21 protein-coding genes and 1 pseudogene are annotated in these 18548 nt (G+C 41.2%); 17 read left to right on the plus strand and 5 right to left on the minus strand.

Translation table 11 applies throughout. From position 1 onward, the window contains the following. The first annotated feature begins 60 nt into the window (after positions 1 to 60). From mnmE to J6U00_RS11875, 8 genes are all read left to right on the plus strand, one after another. Positions 61 to 1422: a tRNA uridine-5-carboxymethylaminomethyl(34) synthesis GTPase MnmE gene (gene mnmE, locus J6U00_RS11840; protein WP_296582106.1), complete on the plus strand. Its 1362-nt coding sequence runs from the start codon at positions 61 to 63 to the stop codon at positions 1420 to 1422. 33 nt (positions 1423 to 1455) lie between these two features. After that, positions 1456 to 3333: a tRNA uridine-5-carboxymethylaminomethyl(34) synthesis enzyme MnmG gene (gene mnmG, locus J6U00_RS11845; protein ID WP_296582107.1), complete on the plus strand. Its 1878-nt coding sequence runs from the start codon at positions 1456 to 1458 to the stop codon at positions 3331 to 3333. Between the two features lies 1 nt (position 3334). Then, a complete protein-coding gene (gene rsmG, locus J6U00_RS11850) occupies positions 3335 to 4039 on the plus strand; it encodes a 16S rRNA (guanine(527)-N(7))-methyltransferase RsmG (protein ID WP_296582109.1) in 705 nt (234 codons plus the stop codon). Positions 4040 to 4233: 194 nt separating this feature from the next. Then, positions 4234 to 5049, plus strand: coding sequence for a ParB/RepB/Spo0J family partition protein (locus J6U00_RS11855; protein WP_296582111.1), 816 nt, complete (start codon positions 4234 to 4236; stop codon positions 5047 to 5049). Between the two features lie 158 nt (positions 5050 to 5207). Then, positions 5208 to 6035, plus strand: coding sequence for a ParA family protein (locus tag J6U00_RS11860; protein ID WP_296582113.1), 828 nt, complete (start codon positions 5208 to 5210; stop codon positions 6033 to 6035). Positions 6036 to 6052: 17 nt separating this feature from the next. After that, a complete protein-coding gene (locus tag J6U00_RS11865; protein WP_296582115.1) occupies positions 6053 to 6907 on the plus strand; it encodes a ParB/RepB/Spo0J family partition protein in 855 nt (284 codons plus the stop codon). An 11-nt stretch (positions 6908 to 6918) separates the two neighbouring features. After that, positions 6919 to 8211, plus strand: coding sequence for a serine--tRNA ligase (gene serS / locus J6U00_RS11870; protein WP_296582118.1), 1293 nt, complete (start codon positions 6919 to 6921; stop codon positions 8209 to 8211). Then, the gene (locus J6U00_RS11875; RefSeq protein ID WP_296582121.1) at positions 8211 to 8648 is read left to right on the plus strand and encodes a DUF3592 domain-containing protein; all 438 of its coding nucleotides are present in this window, start codon (positions 8211 to 8213) and stop codon (positions 8646 to 8648) included. Before serS ends, J6U00_RS11875 begins: the two co-directional genes overlap by 1 nt. 194 nt (positions 8649 to 8842) lie before the next feature. On the opposite strand, the gene J6U00_RS11880 is transcribed toward J6U00_RS11875, so the two are convergent. Beyond that, positions 8843 to 8950, minus strand: a complete 108-nt coding sequence (locus J6U00_RS11880; RefSeq protein WP_296582122.1) for a DUF3789 domain-containing protein — start codon at positions 8948 to 8950, stop codon at positions 8843 to 8845. Between the two features lie 203 nt (positions 8951 to 9153). Here J6U00_RS11880 and J6U00_RS11885 point away from each other — a divergent pair, with 203 nt between their 5' ends. From J6U00_RS11885 to J6U00_RS11905, 5 genes are all read left to right on the plus strand, one after another. Then, complete coding sequence (locus J6U00_RS11885) at positions 9154 to 10311, plus strand: FprA family A-type flavoprotein (protein WP_296582124.1); 1158 nt, start codon at positions 9154 to 9156, stop codon at positions 10309 to 10311. 22 nt (positions 10312 to 10333) lie between these two features. After that, complete coding sequence (locus J6U00_RS11890; RefSeq protein ID WP_296582126.1) at positions 10334 to 10537, plus strand: ferredoxin-thioredoxin reductase catalytic domain-containing protein; 204 nt, start codon at positions 10334 to 10336, stop codon at positions 10535 to 10537. A 2-nt stretch (positions 10538 to 10539) separates the two neighbouring features. After that, positions 10540 to 10857 carry a thioredoxin gene (gene trxA, locus J6U00_RS11895; RefSeq protein WP_296582128.1) on the plus strand — a complete coding sequence of 106 codons (318 nt, stop codon included), beginning with the start codon at positions 10540 to 10542 and terminating at the stop codon, positions 10855 to 10857. Positions 10858 to 11021: 164 nt separating this feature from the next. Continuing rightward, positions 11022 to 11768 (plus strand): exodeoxyribonuclease III, encoded by a 747-nt coding sequence (locus J6U00_RS11900; protein ID WP_296582130.1) that lies wholly within the window; start codon positions 11022 to 11024, stop codon positions 11766 to 11768. A gap of 16 nt (positions 11769 to 11784) precedes the next feature. Beyond that, the gene (locus tag J6U00_RS11905; protein WP_296582131.1) at positions 11785 to 12096 is read left to right on the plus strand and encodes a hypothetical protein; all 312 of its coding nucleotides are present in this window, start codon (positions 11785 to 11787) and stop codon (positions 12094 to 12096) included. A gap of 43 nt (positions 12097 to 12139) precedes the next feature. Here the strand turns inward: J6U00_RS11905 and J6U00_RS11910 are convergent, their stop codons facing one another. Then, entirely contained in the window at positions 12140 to 12328 is a 189-nt protein-coding gene (locus J6U00_RS11910) for a hypothetical protein (protein ID WP_296582133.1), read from the minus strand. Positions 12329 to 12387: 59 nt separating this feature from the next. Continuing rightward, the gene (locus J6U00_RS11915) at positions 12388 to 13491 is read right to left on the minus strand and encodes a metallophosphoesterase (RefSeq protein WP_296582135.1); all 1104 of its coding nucleotides are present in this window, start codon (positions 13489 to 13491) and stop codon (positions 12388 to 12390) included. A gap of 240 nt (positions 13492 to 13731) precedes the next feature. Between J6U00_RS11915 and J6U00_RS11920 the strand changes: the two genes are divergently transcribed. Continuing rightward, the gene (locus J6U00_RS11920; protein ID WP_296582137.1) at positions 13732 to 14925 is read left to right on the plus strand and encodes a glycoside hydrolase family 5 protein; all 1194 of its coding nucleotides are present in this window, start codon (positions 13732 to 13734) and stop codon (positions 14923 to 14925) included. Between the two features lie 306 nt (positions 14926 to 15231). Here the strand turns inward: J6U00_RS11920 and J6U00_RS11925 are convergent, their stop codons facing one another. Further along, a complete protein-coding gene (locus J6U00_RS11925) occupies positions 15232 to 16644 on the minus strand; it encodes a hypothetical protein (protein WP_296582139.1) in 1413 nt (470 codons plus the stop codon). Continuing rightward, entirely contained in the window at positions 16641 to 17219 is a 579-nt protein-coding gene (locus tag J6U00_RS11930; protein ID WP_296582141.1) for a sigma-70 family RNA polymerase sigma factor, read from the minus strand. The genes J6U00_RS11925 and J6U00_RS11930 overlap by 4 nt, the downstream gene beginning before the upstream one ends. A 329-nt stretch (positions 17220 to 17548) precedes the next feature. Here J6U00_RS11930 and J6U00_RS11935 point away from each other — a divergent pair. The 3 genes and pseudogenes from J6U00_RS11935 (at position 17549) to J6U00_RS11945 (ending at position 18548) form a co-directional block, all read left to right on the plus strand. Next, positions 17549 to 17899 (plus strand): annotated as a pseudogene (locus J6U00_RS11935) (DUF2975 domain-containing protein). 14 nt (positions 17900 to 17913) lie between these two features. Beyond that, positions 17914 to 18120, plus strand: a complete 207-nt coding sequence (locus J6U00_RS11940; RefSeq protein WP_296582143.1) for a helix-turn-helix transcriptional regulator — start codon at positions 17914 to 17916, stop codon at positions 18118 to 18120. A gap of 131 nt (positions 18121 to 18251) precedes the next feature. Continuing rightward, positions 18252 to 18548, plus strand: coding sequence for a hypothetical protein (locus J6U00_RS11945; protein WP_296582145.1), 297 nt, complete (start codon positions 18252 to 18254; stop codon positions 18546 to 18548).

Here is an 18548-nt window from a genome sequence, read left to right on the forward strand (position 1 = left end):
CTTTGATTTTGAATATCTGAAACAACGGCATTATGCCGTTGTTTTTTTAGGAGTGATTATATGTCAACGATAGCCGCTATTTCAACTCCGAACGCTATGGGAGGTATAGCTGTTATACGAATTTCCGGAGATGAAGCCATAAGTACAGCGGAGAAGGTGTTCTCCCCTTACGGTGGTAAAAAGGTTTCGGAAATGGAAGGGTATACCTGCTCTTATGGTATCGCTCATGACGGCGACGAGAGAATAGACGACTGTATACTCACTGTGTTCCGAGCTCCTCACAGCTACACTGGTGAGGATATAGCGGAGATATCGTGCCACGGCGGACTGTACGTAACTAAAAAGATACTTCGTGCTATTTTGAAAAAAGGAGCCGTAAACGCTGAGGGCGGAGAGTTCACGAAAAGGGCATATCTTAATGGAAAGATTGACCTCACTCAAGCAGAGGCTGTCATGGATATAATCTCCGCAAAAGGCGAGCGGGAGCTGAAAATGGCTGAAAGTCTTCGTGAGGGTGCTGCCTTTAAAAAGGCAAAGAAATGCTCAGACAAGCTTATGAAGATACTCGGTGACCTTGCGGCGTGGGCTGACTATCCCGATGAGGATATTCCGGAGATTCGTCCAGAGGTACTTACTGCCGAGTTAAAAATGGTTCATGATGAGTTATGTTCACTCGTAAAAAATTACGACAGCGGAAGGATACTCCGAGAGGGAGTTGCGACGGCAATAATTGGTCGTCCTAATGTCGGCAAGTCTACCCTTTTCAACTGCTTGAGCGGCTGCGAGAGAAGTATTGTTACGGAGATTGCTGGGACTACGAGGGATATAATTGAAGAGTCAGTTCGTATAGGCGACATTACATTGAGACTTTCGGATACTGCCGGTATCCATGATACTAATGATATCATTGAGGGGATCGGTGTCGAAATGGCTGAGAAAATGATATCCTCATCCGAACTTGTGATTGCAGTGTTTGACGGAAGCTGTCCTCTGACCGTGGACGATACATATTTAATTAATAAAATAAACAAAAACAAAACAATAGCAGTCATTAATAAAAATGATGTTGGACAGCAGCTGGATACTTCCCTACTGAAAGAAAAAATTCAACATATTGTATATATTTCTGCGAAAGAAAATACAGGTATTGACGCACTTTACGATAAGATACAGACAGTTTTAAAGCTCAACGAAGCTGATTTTGATACTGTTACTGCTGCAAATGAAAGGCAGAAAAAGTGTATAGACATTGCTCTTGAAGGTATAGAGAATGCTATTTCATCACTTGAAATCGGTGAAATGTTGGATGCAGTGAATGTACTTATAGATGAAGCTGAGCAGTCGTTGCTAATGCTTACGGGTGAAAAAATTACGGACACAGTTGTAGATGAAGTGTTTTCACGCTTCTGCGTCGGAAAGTAATGTTTCATGTGAAACAAAAAAGGAGTGAAATTATTGAACTACGAAATGGGCGAATTTGATGTCGCAGTAGTCGGTGCCGGCCATGCCGGAGTCGAGGCAGCTCTTGCTGCTGCGAGACTTGGTTGTAAAACAGTAATGTTTACTATATCTCTTGATCAGATTGCAAATATGCCGTGTAATCCTTCGATAGGTGGTACAGCAAAAGGACATCTTGTTCGTGAAATAGACGCATTAGGCGGAGAAATGGGCAAGGCAGCAGATAAATGCTTTATCCAGAGTCGTATGCTCAACCGTGGAAAGGGGCCGGCAGTTCACAGCTTAAGAGTACAGGCGGACAGAGTTGAGTATCACAAGTACATGAAAAATGTCTGTGAAAAGCAAAAGAATCTTTTCGTAAAACAGGCTGAGATATCGGATATTATAGTAGAAAATAGTAAAATTACTGGCGTAAGAACAAAACTAGGAGCCAAATATAAAGTCAGTGCAGTTATAATTGCTACTGGAACTTACCTTAAAGGAAAGATACATATTGGTGAGGTCTCTTATGAAAGTGGTCCAGATTCGGCTTTGCCAAGCAGTTTTCTTTCAAAGAGTCTTATAGATAACGGTGTTGAGATAAGAAGATTTAAGACAGGTACTCCCTGTCGAGTTAACAAGAGAAGTATTAATTTTGATATAATGGAAAGACAGGACGGTGACGAAAAAATTGTTCCGTTTTCATTTGAGACTAATCCAGACCTACTTGATAATAAAGTAAGCTGTTACATTACATATACCAATAGTAAAACACATGAGGTGATTCTCTCAAACCTTGACAGATCACCGTTATACTCTGGAAAAATAGAAGGAGTAGGACCGCGTTACTGTCCGTCAATTGAGGACAAGATAGTACGTTTTTCAGATAAACCACGGCATCAGCTTTTTGTGGAACCAATGGGACTTACGACAGAAGAGTACTATTTACAGGGAATGTCATCGTCGTTACCAGAGGATGTACAGCTCGCTTTTCTAAGAACAATAGATGGACTGGAAGATGTGGAGATAATGCGTCCAGCCTATGCAATAGAATATGACTGTTGTAATCCGAATCAGCTACTCCCTACTCTTGAATTCAAAAATATAGATGGACTATATGGCGCTGGGCAGTTCAATGGAAGTTCAGGATATGAAGAGGCAGCTGCGCAGGGAATTGTTGCTGGTATTAATGCTGCTTTGAAGATAAAGGGAAAAGATCCTATGATTCTAGACCGAGCTAGTTCTTATATAGGTACTCTTATTGACGATCTAGTTACAAAGGGATGTTCCGACCCTTACCGTATGATGACCTCACGAAGTGAGTACAGACTCATTTTAAGGCAAGATAATGCAGATCAGAGGCTAACACCAATCGGATATGGAATTGGTCTGATCTCACAAGAACGATATGATGCTCTAATTGAAAAAGAAAGGCTAACAGCTGAAGAAATTGAACGTGTATCAAAACTTAATATATCGCCATCTGTCGAACTAAACGCTTTTCTTGAAGAGCATGGTACTTCCCCACTTACTACAGGTTGTAAAATGTCCGATCTTATAAGGCGTCCACAGCTTTATTATAATGATCTTGTGGAGTTTGACCCTGATAGACCAGATCTCCCAGATTATGTAGCAGAACAAGTAGAGTTACAGATAAAATATGAAGGCTATATACAAAAACAACTCGTACAAATAGAACAGATGAGAAAAATGGAGTCTAAAAAACTTTCAAAAGATCTCGATTACAGCGATATTTATGGTCTTCGTCTTGAAGCAGTAGAAAAGCTTAATCGCATAAAGCCTCTTTCAATTGGTCAGGCTTCGCGAATATCAGGTGTTTCCCCTGCTGATATTTCTATGCTTGCCGTATGGCTTATGCATGAGAAGGGAGAATGATATGCTTCCTGAATATGAATTATGTTGCTCACAATTTACAGAAGCTGGCTTAGTTTTGAATGAGGAGCTTTATAAAAAGCTTGATACATATGCTCAGTTTCTTATTGAATACAATGAAAAGGTGAATCTTACCGCAATTTTAGATCCAATGGAGATACTGAGAAAACACTTTATAGACAGTATTATTATCTCTAAATATGTTGATATACCGAAGAATTCGAGCATAATTGATGTTGGAACAGGTGCAGGATTCCCTTCAGTGCCTCTTAAGCTTATGAGAGACGACTTAAAACTTACACTGCTTGACAGCTTAAATAAACGTATTGAGTTTCTCAATCAGTTGTGTGATAGACTTAACATTGAAGCCGAGTTCATACACGGTCGCGCCGAAGATGTTGCAAAGGAAGATGAATATCGCGAAAAATTTGACTTTTCTTGCGCTAGGGCAGTTGCAAATCTTTCGCTTTTAAGTGAATATTGTATTCCTTTTGTTAAAAAAGGCGGTTTTTTTATATCTATGAAAGGCCCAAGCGAGGACCTAAGTGATGGCGAAAATGCTGTGAGACTGCTTGGCGGTAAAATTGAAATGCTATCTGAATATGAGATTTTCGGTGAAAAACGCAGGATCGTACAAATAAAAAAAATATCGCAGACTCCGCCAAGATTCCCAAGAAACAGCAGTCAAATTAAAAAGAAACAACTTTAATAAAAGAAAAAAGTGTCTATATATCCGCAGTTTTATCGAAAAACTGCGGATTTTTTTTATGGATAATATTTCCTGGCAGTGATATAATTAGACTATCCTCAATAGTCATAGTTAGCTTTTTTTGACATGAAACATATTTAGTGACAGTAAATTGTTAATAAGTCGATTATTGAATAATAAATGGAGGTCATCGTATGACAGGTTTTTTGAATTTCACCAAGGAAAAACTAATTAATAAGGTAGTTGAAGTAGACGTTGAAGATATAATCCCTAATCCAAATCAGCCACGTTTGGATTTTAAAGAGGACATTTCTCCTCTTGCTGAATCCATTGCTCAGAATGGTATCTTACAACCAATTTCTGTACGTAAAAAAGGGACGAAATATGAACTAATCGCAGGCGAGCGTAGATTAAGAGCAGCTATCATGTGTGGATTTCCTGTAGTTCCTTGTATAGTTCATGAAGTCAGCGATAGACATTCTGCTATACTTTCTCTTGTAGAGAATATACAAAGGCAGGACCTTTCTTTTTTTGACGAGGCTTCTGCAATTGAGAATCTTATTTCTCATTACGGAATGACGCAGGAGGATGCAGCTTCAAAGCTTGGTAAGGCTCAAAGTACCATAGCAAATAAGCTTAGGCTGCTAAGACTTAGTGATAAGGAGAGATCGCTCATCATACAATATGGTCTTACAGAACGACATGCTCGTTCGCTTCTTAGGCTTGGAAGTATAGAGGATAGACTGTTTATCCTAGATAAAATAATTAAGGGTAGCCTTAACGTTGAGCGTTCAGAACGTCTAATTGACGAGTTTATTGGCAGTAAACAAAATAAGATAAGCTATAAAAAGCGCTCTGTTGTATTTCAAAATGTAAAAATATTTGTTAACACGATAAACAAGGCTGTAGAGACTATGCAGGCCGCTGGAATATCAGCAGATTCTCGTAAAATACAAAATGAGGACTATATTGAATATCGTGTAAGAATACCGATTCAGAAGAAAAGGTAAGTACAATTGTTTCACATGAAACATTTTATATGTTTCATGTGCTTTATTTATATTTACAGTGTTTCACGTGAAACAATTTAAAAAAATCTTAGTTTTATATTTACATTACTAGAAAAAAGTGTTATAATAATAATACCAATTCTTGAAAGGAAGATATTATGGGCAAGATAATCGCAGTTGCCAACCAGAAGGGTGGCGTAGGAAAAACAACGACCGTTATAAATATTGCAGCATATCTGGGTTCAAGAGGCTTCAATGTACTATGTATTGACGTAGACCCGCAGGGAAATACCACAACTGGCTTTGGTATAAAAAAGAAGTCAGTCATTTCTTCGGCTTATGACGTTATAACAGGCAAGGCTCGTATTCAGGAATCAATTCTGAGAACTGAATTTGAAAACGTTTCAATTGTTCCTGCTACAGAAGCTCTTGCAGGCTGCGAGATTGAACTTGTTGAATATGATAATAGAGTTAATCGTCTAAAAATGCAGGTTCTTACTTGTAAAGATGAATATGATTACATATTTATTGACTGTCCGCCTGCACTTGGCACAATAACAATTAATGGACTTGTTGCTTGTGATAGTATTATCGTGCCTATGCTTGCAGAATTTTACGCACTCGAAGGTCTTTCTCAGCTGGTAAACACTATTAAAATAGTTAAAAATAATTATAATCCTGCCCTTGAAATTGAGGGAATACTATTTACTATGTTCGACGGTAGACTTAATGTTGCTAACGATGTTGTTACGGAAGTCGAAAAGTATTTTCCTGACAAAATATTCCAGACAAAGGTGCCCAGAAATGTTCGTATCTCAGAGGCTCCAAGCCACGGAAAGCCTGTGATGTATTATGACAAGGGCTCAAAAGGATCCGAAGCTTATGAGCTGGTATGTCACGAGATGTTGGGTGAACCGTTGGAGCTTCCGAAAAAGAAAAAGATATTTTCATTCAGAAAAAATAAGAAAGGAAAACGTTCGTCTTGACGAATGAGGTTTGAACTATGGCAAAAGGTGGTTTAGGCGCGGGTCTCGATACGCTTTTCAGCGATAATGCCAATGAAGTGCAAGTAAAAAAGACACTGCGTACTGCTGAACTGGAACCCAACAGAGATCAGCCCCGTAAGGAGTTCAGTGACGAGGCTATAACAACTCTTGCGGAATCTATACGTGAGCACGGTATGTTACAACCTATACTTGTACGTCCCATAAAGTCAGGCGGCTATCAGATAGTAGCAGGCGAGAGAAGATGGCGTGCAGCAAGAATGGCAGGACTTGACGAGGTACCGGTCAATATCCGTGAGCTCAGCGATCTTGAAACTATGCAGATTGCAATAATTGAGAATCTGCAGCGTGAGAATCTTAATCCTATTGAAGAAGCTGCTGGATACAACGACCTTATCGAAAAGTACGGCATGACGCAGGAAAAGGTGGCAAAAATGGTTGGTCGCTCACGTTCGGCAGTAGCCAACGCAGTGAGAATACTTTCTCTTCCTGACAGAGTGTTAAAAATGGTTAAATCCGGAGATATTTCCGCAGGTCATGCAAGAGCTCTGCTGGGATTTGAGGACGAGGAGATGCTAATTGCAACGGCTCTCAGGGCTGCCGGCGGCGGCTTGACAGTACGTCAGGTTGAAAAAGCAGCACAGAAGTCAACTGAGCATAAGGAAGATAATTCCACGGAGAAGTCCAACAAAAAAATTGATAATTATTTTAAGGAAATGGAGCTTTCACTTAACGAGCGCCTCGGCAGAAAGGTCAAGGTAGACTACGGAAAGAACAAAGGAGCGCTTATCCTTGAATTTTATGATAAAAACGACCTCGCAGCGTTGGCTGAAAAGCTCGCAAAAGAGGACTAAGGAGAATAAATATGATAGATATTAAGCTTATTAGAACTAATCCAGAAATGGTCAAGGAGAACATTAAAAAGAAGTTTCAGGATGACAAACTGGCGCTTGTTGACAAGGTAGCCGAACTGGACAAGCAGTACAGAGAGACCAAGCTTGCCTGTGACAATCTCAGAAACACACGTAATGTAAAGAGCAAAGAGATTGGCGGACTTATGAAAAATGGTCAGAAGGAAGAGGCTGAAAAGATAAAGGCTGAGGTTTCCGCAATGGGCAAGGAGCTCGAAGAAAAGGAGCAGTTAGAGATAAAGCTCGAAGCAGATATAAAAGAGATAATGCTTGTTATTCCGAATATCATCGACGAGACAGTTCCGATAGGAAAGGACGATACAGAGAATGTAGAAGTAGAACGCTTCGGTGAGCCTGCTGTTCCTAATTTTGAAGTGCCTTACCACGTTGATATAATGGAAAAGGTGAACGGTATCGACATCGACAGTGCACGTAAGACAAGCGGCAATGGTTTCTATTATCTCTGCGGAGATATTGCACAGCTCCAAAGCTGCATACTCTCATATGCAAGAGACTTCATGATAGACAAGGGCTTTACTTACTATATTCCACCTTTCATGATAAGAAGCAACGTTGTAACAGGCGTTATGAGCTTCGCTGAAATGGAGGGCATGATGTACAAGATAGAGGGCGAAGATCTTTATCTTATCGGTACCTCCGAGCACTCTATGATAGGCAAGTTCATTGATACCATAGTTCCTGAGGAGGAGCTTCCGAAGACTCTAACAAGCTATTCTCCTTGCTTCCGAAAGGAGGTTGGAGCTCACGGCATTGAGGAGCGCGGTGTATACCGTATACATCAGTTTGAAAAGCAGGAAATGGTAGTTGTATGTAAGCCAGAGGAGTCTATGGACTGGTTCCATAAGCTCTACAGCTATACAGTTGAGTTTTTCCGTACACTTGATATACCTGTACGTACTCTTGAGTGTTGTTCAGGAGATCTTGCAGACCTTAAGGTGAAGTCTATTGATGTTGAGGCGTGGTCACCTCGTCAGAAGAAGTACTTTGAGGTAGGAAGTTGTTCAAATCTCGGTGATGCACAGGCAAGACGTCTCGGCATAAGAGTAAAGGCTGAGGATGGTAGCAAGTACTTTGCACATACACTTAATAATACAGTTGTTGCTCCTCCGAGAATGCTAATTGCATTCCTTGAGAATAACCTTAACGAGGATGGTTCTATACGTATACCAAAGGCTCTCCAGCCCTATATGCGCAAGGACATTATTAAGGTACCAGAGAAGAAGTAATGGGATTTGTAATATATTTCTCTGTACTTGTTTTGATTGCTGTCATTGGTATATCACTTTACAATTACAATATAAAGAAATATAGTGTCTGTGTAAATGCTGTAATAACACAGTGTGATGTACGAGTAAAAAAAGTTTCGAGTAGTCAGCATTCATCACAATTAAGAAAAATATATTATTACATGTGTGAATATTATTACGAAGGACAGCATTATACGTATAAATTCCAGGAGGGCGGCTCATTTCAGTATATATTTGCGGTTGGTCAGGAAACAGAAATATATATTGATCCTGACAGACCTGATAAAGCAATTTTAAGCCATACACCTGATAAAGTCGGACTTATAATTCTGCTTTCAATACTTGGATTGCTGGCGCTGGCAGGCATTGTACTTCTAATTTTAATAAAAGTATATTCAAAAATCGGTCCTGTATAAACAGAACCGATTTTTTGTATGGATGCCTAATGAATCCCTCTGGCGAAAATGAGGCATATAGTTACCTAGACTATAATCTTGGCCTCGGTAATTCAATTTTCTGTTAAGAGGAGTCTTCAAAATGGATATTCCACATTTTCAATTCTTTATTCACAGTTCTCAATTTATGGATTGTCAAAGGTATATTTTACAAGCTAACGGTTGTCTATATGTTCGTCGCCCCACTTTGCCGCTGTACAGAGGCACATCGTTACAACACCTATCGTTCCTCCGAACATTGAACCTAAAATAAAACTTATCATTCTGTCAACTCTTTTTCTTATTTTTTTAGCTGATATTATTATGCGCTTTTTTTCTTATTATAATCATAGCTGAACACGAATATTTTCGCAATATACAGACATAATAAAAGAAAAATACTTAAATTTGTTGCAAATGCCACTTTTCATTGCTCTTTATTTATGGTATAATAATCCCATAAAATCAAGAAATGAGGTATTTACCAATGAATAAGATAACAAACGATATATACTATATTGGCGTAAACGATCATGAAATTGACCTTTTTGAGGGACAGTACGACGTGCCCAACGGCATGGCTTACAATTCATATATCATTTTTGACGAGAAAATAGCTGTATTTGATACTGTAGACGGAAAATTTACAGCTCAGTGGCTTGACAATATAACTGAGGTGCTTGCTGATCGTAAGCCTGATTATATCATAGTTCAGCACATGGAGCCCGACCATTCCGCAAACCTTAAGAACTTTCTTGGTAAGTATCCGGAAACTACCGTTGTAGGCAACGCGAAGACCTTCGGAATGATAGAAAATTTCTTTGAAGAGCTTACTATAGCAAACAAGCTTGAGGTTAAGGAAGGGGACAAGCTCTCTCTCGGAAAGCATGAGCTCAGTTTTGTATTTGCTCCTATGGTACATTGGCCAGAGGTAATGTTCACTTATGACAGCACAGATAAGGTGCTTTTCTCTGCCGACGCTTTTGGAAAGTTCGGCGCACTTGACGTTGATGAGGACTGGGCTTGCGAGGCTCGCCGCTATTATTTCGGTATTGTTGGAAAGTATGGTATGCAGGTTCAAGCTGTACTGAAAAAGGCTGGAGCACTTGACATACAGACTATATGCCCTCTACACGGTCCTGTTTTAAAGGAAAACCTTGGATACTATCTCGGACTTTACAATACATGGTCAAGCTATGGTGTTGAGTCCGAGGGTATATTCATTGCCTATACTTCTGTATACGGCAATACAAAGAAGGCAGCTGAGCTCCTAAAGGAAAAGCTCGAAGCTAAGGGCTGTCCGAAGGTCGCTATTGCAGACCTTGCAAGAGAGGATATGGCTGAGTCTGTTGAGGACGCATTTCGTTATGGGAAGCTTGTCATTGCAACAACTACCTATAATGCTGATATATTCCCGTTCATGAAGCATTTCATTCTCGACCTCACAGAGAGAAATTATCAGAACCGCACTATCGGTATCATCGAGAATGGAAGTTGGGCTCCTGTTGCGGCTAAGACAATAAAGACAATGTTCGAAAAGTCAAAAAACATTACCTTCACTGATACCACTGTTACGCTCAAATCATCTGTGAAGACTGCAAATATCGCTGAGATTGAAGCGCTTGCGGACGAGCTTATGAAATAATAAAGAAGGGGAGGGATCATGCGTGAAAATTACACTGAATCCCGACAAGGAAGTAGTTGACAGAATAAAAGAGGGCCTGAAAATGAAGGACGGCTACTGTCCGTGCAGACTGGCGAAAACTCCCGAAAACAAGTGTATGTGCAAGGAGTTCCGCGACCAGATAGCAGACCCAGATTTTGAAGGCTTTTGTCACTGTATGCTGTATTACAAATCGCTGGAGGATTAAATATGAGTGAGATAATCATAACAAAGGACAACTTCGACGATGAAGTACGAAACTTTAAGGGTATACCTGTGCTTATCGACTTCTGGGCGAGCTGGTGCGGACCGTGCATGATGCTGGCGCCGGTAGTTGAGAAGATAGCGGAGGAGTACGACGGAAAAGTTAAGGTATGCAAGGTCAATGTTGACGATCAGCCGGAGCTTGCAGCAGCTTTCAGGGTAGAGAGCATACCTTTGCTTGTGGTGGTAAAGGACGGCGCTATAGTAAATCAGGCTGTCGGACTTCGCCCGAAAGAAGATATATTAAAAATGTTGAAACTGTAATATGTAAAAGCTCACTGATGAAAGTGTGCTATAAGCGTGGCAAATAAATAAAAAGCTGCAGTTTATCTCTGCGAAAGTTGCCATTTGTATAATTTTATGATATAATAATATAAAGTCTCCGCAGTCGGTATGGCTGCGGAGAAATTTTTTCCGGAGGTATAACAATGAAGCTCATATCATGGAACGTCAACGGCTTCCGCGCTTGTTTGCAGAAGGGCTTTGAGGACTTCTTCAAGGCTGCGGACGCTGATATATTCTGCTTGCAGGAGACAAAAATGCAGCCCGATCAGGCGGATTTCACGCCGGAGGGCTATCACATATACTTTCACAGCGCCGTAAAGAAAGGCTACTCAGGAACTGCCGTATTCAGCAAGACAGAGCCGATTTCTGTCACCTACGGCATAAACGGCACTCATCTTGACGAGGGTCGTGTTATCACCTGTGAGTACGAGGAATTTTACTTCGTGTGCTGCTATGTGCCAAACGCTCAGGACGGCCTGAAACGTATCGACTACCGAATGGAATTTGAGGACGATATGAGGGCTTATCTCTCGGAGCTTGACAAAAAGAAGCCTGTTGTCTACTGCGGCGACCTCAACGTAGCTCACGAAGAGATAGACCTGAAAAATCCCAAGACCAACCGCGGCAACGCAGGCTTTTCCGACGAGGAGAGAGGCAAGTTCACGGAGCTTCTCGGCGCAGGCTTTACGGATACATTCCGCAGACTGTATCCCGATACTGTTACATACTCATGGTGGTCTTACCGCTTCAAAGCCCGTGAAAAGAACGCAGGCTGGCGCATAGACTATTTTGTGGTCTCAGACAGGTTTATGGAGCGGGTGAAGGATTCGGAGATACTCACCGATGTAATGGGCAGTGATCACTGTCCTGTAATGCTGACTATTGAGTGACCATGCGGTGACAGGAATGACAGAGCGTGAACGGATATATTCGGATAATATCAGTAATATAGCAATGGAAATAAGCATTTCTCATGTCTGGAGAAAGCGTATATTTGCATTAAAAGGTGGGGAAGTACTGAAACTTTCGGCAAATGACAAGGATATTATCCCCGAATACATCAGAGATGTAATAGTTGACAATCATTTGTCTTTCACCATTCAGATAGTGGAGAAGTGTGAAGAAGAATATGATGAAGGACTGGTCATATTTAAATTCAGTTCGGATGAATTTTCGAAGATAACAGCATATTCTGGTAATAACCCTTTGATAATATGACAATTTAAAATTTTACGGGCGCATTTTGTGCGCCCGTAAATATTTATTCTGAAAAAGTTTTCTTGAAGCAAAGATAATTTCGTCCGTCCTCTTTACTATATATGGCAAAGCAGATATGCTCAAAGAGCTTTCCGTAGCCCTCGTCGGCTATGACCTTTCTAAAATACTCCGATACTTCATCGGGCTTGTTGCCGAAAGCTCCGCAGCTCCACACGCTTTCCGTCCTTTTCATAGGAGCCGTCGGCAGTTATTTTTATAGTCTCGTTTGCAACTGTGATATTATTTATAAGATCACTTCCTACCTGTAATGTCGATAACGTTGTACTCGGAAACAGCGCCTGTCTTGAAGGGGATAGCCCAGCCCGAAATACCTGAAGTCACGATGAAATCTGTATTTTCGCGGACCGTATGGCCGTATACGAAATCGTTTGCTTTTATCCACAGACCGATATATCCGGAGGGCCATATATGACCGCCATGGGTATGTCCGGAGTACACAAGGTCAACCTTTGACGCAGTCTCATTGTCATAGTCGTTTGGCTGGTGGTCCAACACGAGGGTGTACACATCAGGAGAAATACCCTCTGCAAGCTCGCCTATAGTCTTTCGAGACTCGTCATGCTTGTCGCGCCTGCCTATTATTGCGAAATTATCCGTTACCATTACAGCCTTGTCTTCAAGGACGGTAACGTTGTTTTTTTCAAGCTCGGAATACAACTCGTCGAGAGTAAAATCCCGATAGCCTTCCATATATCCCTTATCGTGGTTTCCGCTGACAAAGTATATACCGTATGTAGTTTTCAGCTCTCCAAGAGCCTTACAGGATTTTATCATATCGTCACGTTTTGAGTCGTCGTCCACAAAATCTCCGGCAATAACGACGATATCCGGATTTTCAGCCTGTATTCGCGCCATTTCCTTTGCCATAGCGTCTCCGTCAAGGGTTATGCCCACATGGGAGTCGGCAAAGCCGGCAATACGCAGTCTGCCGCCTGCTATGGCTTTATCTGTACTTATGGAATATGGTGTACACACGACATGGTGAGCGTTGTACCAGCCTATGCACAGATAGACCGCAGTAAAAAGTATTACTAGTATGCCCTCAATATTGTACCTGCGTTCTTTTTTTGTGACCCTTTTTAATATGCAAGCGATAAGGTCGGCTATGAGCCAGAATATTATAAGGTGCAGTATTACAACTATAGCACTGTAAAAATTTATAAAGCTGAGGCAGGCGATACCGGCTACAGGAATGATACTTGCAAGCCAGGAGAGCTTTTTGTGCCTTTCGCCAAGCCTTTTAATAAAGCTAAAACGATGAAACCGCGTTATAAGGTAAAATGCGCCGCCTAACGACATTAGCATGAGTATAACAAAAAGTAAGATCCAGAACATTGTTTCCCCCTGAGATATGGTAGTGTATCATATCCATAAAGTTGTATTTTACGTCTTTTTATAACTATAACAGTTTTTTGGAGTTATGTCAAGCTATGGGTAAAAAAACAGCTTTTTTGTTGCAAATAATCTTCTCTGCTGTTCATACTGTTGAAATCGGCAGAAACCTGTGTTATAATATGTGTAAGATTTTGTGGTAGTATGCTTATTTTTGGTCAGTGAAAAGGGGGAGAGCAGCTGATGAGCGTTAAGGTCGGAGAGCTCAGGATATCCGCTAAGGAGATAGCGGAAAAAATGGGAGCAGGCTGGAATTACGGCAATACACTTGAAGCGAATTTCAATGGGACTCCCGACGAGACAGTATGGGGAAATCCAAAGGCTTCGCAGGAAATGGTTGATACTGTTTCAGAGGCAGGCTTTGATACCGTGAGAATACCCATATCCTATCTGAGCAAGATAGACGACAGCAACGGCTATAAGATAAACGAGGAATGGCTCGGACGTATAGCTGAGGTAGTTGATTACTGCTATAACAGGGGAATGTTCGTTATAATCAATATGCACGGCGACGGTTATCATACCATAAATGGCGGCTGGCTCTTCTGCGACAGCGAGGATCAGGGCTATGTAAAGGAAAAGTTTGCGGCTGTATGGCGGCAGGTAGCTCTCCGCTTTGCAGACTATGACGAGCATCTTATATTTGAGTGCATGAACGAAGTATTTGACGGGATATATCATGATCCTGTGCCAGAATACTATGAGAATATAAACGATTACGATCAGATATTCGTGGATACTGTCCGTAGCGCCGGAGGTTGCAATACTCATCGTTGGTTGCTTGTGGCAGGCTGGAATACCGATATAAAGTATACCTGCGGCAATTATGGTTTCAGGTTTCCGGAAGACAGAGGAAATACAGCAGATGAGGGCAGACTTATGCTTTCTGTTCACTGCTACGACCCGTGGGAGTACTGCGGCGACGATATGAAAAAGATATTCCTGTGGGGAGAAAAAGGACAGGAAATAATAGAAATGAGCAATGCCGATCCCATAAACGATGCAAACTGGGGCGAGGAGGAGCATATAAAGGCTCAGCTCTCAATGCTCAGGGAGAGATACGTTGATAAAGGTATCCCAGTAGTGATAGGGGAGTTCGGCTGCATAGACAAGACATTTGAGCATTCTGTGTTACCTGACAGGATAGCTGAGAACCGCGCTTACTATGATGGATTTTTGGCCGGAACCGCGGCGAAAAATGGTATAGTTCCCGTTTACTGGGACAATGGCTACAATGGTCCAAATGGCTTTGGTCTTTTTGACCGCAGAAAGCTTACCAAGACTCAGCCAGAGCTTATCGAGGCTATAGTCTGCGGAGTGAAGAACAAGGACCCAATGTCGGGAAGAAGCGCATATATCGACAGGTATACAGGTTAATCGGTTCAGCTCAGGGCTTTCGACTGGCTTGTCTTCCTGTAATTAGGGACAGCTGTTGGTATGGGAAGCCTTTTCTTATTAAAGTTTCCCAGGTAATAAAGTTTAAGCTTTTGTGGCTCTATCTATAATGGGGTCAGAATAAGGTTTTATTCAATGCAAAACTATTGAATATTGAAAAACATATTTTCAGATTCAATGGTTTGCGTAAAATTAGTGGATTGGGTTTGTGAAATATAATGAAGAGCTCCCGAAGACGGTATGTACCGCCTTCGGGAGCTCTTGCTTTGGGGGTTATGATAAAGGATTTTAGGAATTATCAGATACTGGTGTTATATTAACATTGGAAAATGTGAAGTACTTGGAGTATTCATCCTCTGAACCTTTACGGTAATGTACATGGTTAGGCGTTCCTGTGCTGAATTCAATGTCTGAATTGAATATGATATAGTCCCTGCCATTCATGTCTCTGAGCGTACACTTGATCCTACAGTTTTTATCGTCGTCATTTGCGATTATTTCGAGGGCATCTCTGATCTTATCAATGCCAAATGCAGTTACAGTGCCGTCTTGTGTGCAGTCGTCGCCTATATCGAGCTCATCGGGAGAATATGAGACGGAGACTATATTGAAGTATACCTGAACAGCAGTTGCTGCCAAAGATTCAACATTGCGTCCCTCCTTGATACCATCTATCTTCCATTCTCCGTTTTCATTTTTAATGCTAAAGGTCAGCTTTGTACCGACTCTGTCATTAGTATAGCTGCTGAATGGCGAAGTTGCTGCAAATCTTGAAGCCTTAAAGTAGTCTGTAAAGTTGGAAAACTCTGTATTTACCACAGGCTCACCGCTGTAGAAGTCCTTGTCTTTTATCATATTATTTGTGCAGGCATATAAGCTGCCTTTGTAGGTTATGAATCCACATGTCTTGTATTCAAGTTCTGCGGCGTCAATGGTATCGCCGTTTTCGTATTCGCTCAAATCATTTCCAAAATCTTCCTGTAAATATAAAGTGGTCATTGATGATAATTCAATATCTCCTTCATTATATATACTGGAAGAATTAATAAGCTCATTCTTGAAATCATCGGTGAATATGCTAAACAATGCATTTTTCAGGTCATCGCCCGACTGTATCTCCGAGTCTGTTACACGGCAGTATGTCTCCTCGTGACTGCCTTCATCAGGTCGCTTTGAATTGAAAACAGTGAAGGTTAAGGCGTCATTCTCGTCAATGTCTACATCATGATAATAGAGTACTTTTTCATAATGTGCTAATTTATCAGTAAGCTCAGCTGCGATTTCATTGTATTCTCTCAGCTCTGATTCTGTGACAGAGGCGGTCGTTGCCGTTTCTGTTGTTTTGCTTATATTTATTGTTGTGGTTGACTGGTCTGTTGTATTAATAACGGACGGTCTTTTCTTCAAGAGCATCATGCTTCCTGTGATGCCGCCTACAGCGAGTACTGCTGCAGCTGCTATACTTGTGTATCTGTGCCATAAGGGCCGATTGTAGCGTTCTACGCCGCTTACTACGACTCCGTCCTCGCCGTCGTCTTTATTTGTCTTTTTATCTGTTTTTATGTTGCTTTCTATATTATACTTTCTTTCGCTCATAGCAAAGATTCTCTCCTTTTCCTCGTCGGTAAGAACGGGGAAGTCCTGAGCGATCTTTTCTATATCCATATCGTCCAGCTCCTTGAAAAAATCATGATTTTTCATATCAATCCCTCCTTGCCTATACCTGCTTCGGCGAGCAGAGCTTTAAGCTTGAGCTTTGCACGGCTGCTTCGCTTCTGAACGGCTGTGGCTGTCATAGAGACGCTTTGGGAGATCTCCTTCGCGGTACGATTGTAATAGTATTGTTGTATTATAATAGTGGAATCGGGTTCGCCCAGTTCTTTTATCTTGTTCATTATTATACCTGCAAGTTCCTTCCGCTCGGTATTCTCAACAAGCCTTTCATCTGTGCCGAACTCTTTTTCGTCATCGTCATCCAAGGATACGCTTCTAATATTCTGAAGACTGAGCCTGCGGTAAGCGTCAATAGCAGTATTTCGTGATACCGTGCCGATAAAGCCTTTTATATCCCCTGAAAAATCGGTATCTTTATCGAGCCTCTTGTATACCTTCAGAAAAATATCGCTTACACAGTCCTCTATATCCTCGCGGGAACCGCTGTTACGCAAAACATTTATAACGATGGCATATACATAGTTGCAGAATTTATCAAAGATCGCTCTGTGACATTTTTGCTTTGACTCCGCCAGAAGCAGGCGTAGTTCAGTTTCTGTCATCGGGAACTCCTCCTTTATTGAATGCATTCGTAAGTATAATCGAAATACAGCCATTAATTCAGACATATTATTCTAACATTTTTTTCGAAAAATCGCAAGCACTTTGAAAAACAGAAAGAAATTATTGAAAAACAATAATTTACTATTGACAAATGATATTTTATGTGCTATACTATAGTTACAGTAAAACAATATCAAAGGAGAGCGGACTTATGTGGAACAAGGATAAATCACTTATTTTATCGCGTATTCTTACCGTAGCTGCGGTAATGGCAGCGATAATAGTAGCCTTTTTTATACCGGCTATAGCCGAGTGGTATGAGTATGAAATGTCAGTTGAAGCAAACAGTGTTTTCGACAGGAGTAGTATGTTCATCCCCATGTGCATTACTTTATATGTATGTGACGCACTTGCCCTGGCGGCGCTATGGAACCTTAATATACTCCTCAGGAACATAAACAAAAATGAAGTATTTATACAGAAAAACACAAATTGCCTGCGGAGAATATCGTGGATATGTATGGGCGTGGGCGCTATGATGATGATATTCGGGCTGTGGAGCTAAATATTCGTATTCTTCGGTATGTGTGCGCTCATGTTCGGACTTATAATGAGAGTGTTGAAAAACGTGTTTGAAAAGGCAGTAGAAATAAAGTCGGAAAACGACTTTACTATATAACGGAGGTGTTTTCCATGCCGATTATAGTAAATCTTGATGTTATGATGGCAAAGCGGAAGATGTCCTCACAGGAGCTTGCTGAAAAGGTGGGTATTACCACTGCTAATCTTTCGATACTCAAAACAGGCAAGGCAAAGGCTGTCCGCTTCTCTACCCTTGAAAGAATATGCGAAGAGTTGGACTGCCAGCCAGGAGATATACTGGAGTATAGGAGAGAGTGAGCAGTATTTCAGGGGAGCCATGATACAGGGATAATAATATAAACAGGAGCCGGAAGGTCTCTGGACATAGTGACAGGTATAATACTTACTATATACATATTTATAGTAAGTGAACTTAAGGAGGTAAGCTTATGAAAAAGATGGTAGTAGCAAGGCGTGAACTTAAATGTACATACAATCTTGATGTAGCACTGTGTGTAATGAATTTCCTCGTGTGCTCAGTGCTCTGTGCAGGGGGTAGCGAATGGCTCAATATAGGAGGCGTTATAGCTTTTATCACGGCGATACTGCCTATAGGCTTCCGACGGCTTTATTATAAGGACGAGCCTGTGCCGACCGCGGCTGGAACGGTATTGGCAGTATACAGGGTGATACAGATTGCTCTGCTCCTTTACGGTATTGACTATTTCCTCATAGCAGATGTGTGA

The organism is Ruminococcus sp., assembly GCF_017650195.1.
Lineage (GTDB): Bacteria > Bacillota > Clostridia > Oscillospirales > Ruminococcaceae > Ruminococcus.

Coding starts and splice junctions, on each gene's coding strand:
- trxA (WP_296582128.1), top strand. CDS start 10,540: ATGAGTGAGATAATCATAACAAAGGACAACTTCGACGATGAAGTACGA.
- J6U00_RS11915 (WP_296582135.1), bottom strand. CDS start 13,491: ATGTTCTGGATCTTACTTTTTGTTATACTCATGCTAATGTCGTTAGGC.
- J6U00_RS11910 (WP_296582133.1), bottom strand. CDS start 12,328: ATGAAAAGGACGGAAAGCGTGTGGAGCTGCGGAGCTTTCGGCAACAAG.
- mnmE (WP_296582106.1), top strand. CDS start 61: ATGTCAACGATAGCCGCTATTTCAACTCCGAACGCTATGGGAGGTATA.
- J6U00_RS11930 (WP_296582141.1), bottom strand. CDS start 17,219: ATGACAGAAACTGAACTACGCCTGCTTCTGGCGGAGTCAAAGCAAAAA.
- J6U00_RS11945 (WP_296582145.1), top strand. CDS start 18,252: ATGAAAAAGATGGTAGTAGCAAGGCGTGAACTTAAATGTACATACAAT.
- J6U00_RS11885 (WP_296582124.1), top strand. CDS start 9,154: ATGAATAAGATAACAAACGATATATACTATATTGGCGTAAACGATCAT.
- J6U00_RS11875 (WP_296582121.1), top strand. CDS start 8,211: ATGGGATTTGTAATATATTTCTCTGTACTTGTTTTGATTGCTGTCATT.
- J6U00_RS11865 (WP_296582115.1), top strand. CDS start 6,053: ATGGCAAAAGGTGGTTTAGGCGCGGGTCTCGATACGCTTTTCAGCGAT.
- J6U00_RS11880 (WP_296582122.1), bottom strand. CDS start 8,950: ATGATAAGTTTTATTTTAGGTTCAATGTTCGGAGGAACGATAGGTGTT.
- rsmG (WP_296582109.1), top strand. CDS start 3,335: ATGCTTCCTGAATATGAATTATGTTGCTCACAATTTACAGAAGCTGGC.
- J6U00_RS11925 (WP_296582139.1), bottom strand. CDS start 16,644: ATGAAAAATCATGATTTTTTCAAGGAGCTGGACGATATGGATATAGAA.
- J6U00_RS11860 (WP_296582113.1), top strand. CDS start 5,208: ATGGGCAAGATAATCGCAGTTGCCAACCAGAAGGGTGGCGTAGGAAAA.
- J6U00_RS11855 (WP_296582111.1), top strand. CDS start 4,234: ATGACAGGTTTTTTGAATTTCACCAAGGAAAAACTAATTAATAAGGTA.
- J6U00_RS11940 (WP_296582143.1), top strand. CDS start 17,914: ATGCCGATTATAGTAAATCTTGATGTTATGATGGCAAAGCGGAAGATG.
- serS (WP_296582118.1), top strand. CDS start 6,919: ATGATAGATATTAAGCTTATTAGAACTAATCCAGAAATGGTCAAGGAG.
- J6U00_RS11905 (WP_296582131.1), top strand. CDS start 11,785: ATGACAGAGCGTGAACGGATATATTCGGATAATATCAGTAATATAGCA.
- J6U00_RS11920 (WP_296582137.1), top strand. CDS start 13,732: ATGAGCGTTAAGGTCGGAGAGCTCAGGATATCCGCTAAGGAGATAGCG.
- J6U00_RS11900 (WP_296582130.1), top strand. CDS start 11,022: ATGAAGCTCATATCATGGAACGTCAACGGCTTCCGCGCTTGTTTGCAG.